The organism is Mesorhizobium sp. Cs1321R2N1 (assembly GCF_037179725.1).
Taxonomy (GTDB): domain Bacteria; phylum Pseudomonadota; class Alphaproteobacteria; order Rhizobiales; family Rhizobiaceae; genus Mesorhizobium; species Mesorhizobium salmacidum.
The window spans coordinates 1-443 of sequence record NZ_JAPYKP010000356.1 but is presented as its reverse complement, the minus strand read 5'-3'; the positions used below and the strand labels follow the sequence as shown (position 1 = coordinate 443).

1 protein-coding gene is annotated in these 443 nt (G+C 65.2%); it reads left to right on the top strand.

Going from position 1 to position 443, the window contains the following annotated elements; translation table 11 throughout:
• A partial coding sequence (locus tag O7A61_RS32480; protein WP_337133215.1) for a molybdopterin cofactor-binding domain-containing protein occupies positions 1-443 on the top strand: 443 nt, incomplete at both ends.

The following is a 443-nucleotide window of genomic DNA, read 5'->3' as shown; positions in this document are numbered from 1 at the left end:
CATGCGCTCGAAGCGTCCGAGGGCGACATCGTCATCGAGAACGGCGAGTTCAAGGTGGCCGGTACCGACAAGGCGATCGCCTTCCCGATGGTCGCGCTCGCGGCCTACACCGCGCACAATCTGCCTGACGGGATGGAGCCGGGCCTGAAGGAAAGCGCCTTCTTCGACCCCTCCAACTTCACCTTCCCGGCCGGCGCCTATATCTGCGAGCTCGAGGTCGATCCCGGCACCGGCAAGACCTCCTTCGTCAACTTCGTCGCGGCCGACGATTTCGGCCGGCTGATCAACCCGATGATCGTCGAGGGACAGGTCCATGGCGGCCTTGCCCAGGGCATCGGGCAGGCGCTGCTGGAGCACGCCATCTACGATGCCAACGGTCAGCCCGTCACGGCCTCGTTCATGGACTACTCCATGCCGCGCGCCGACGACCTGCCCTCGTTCAA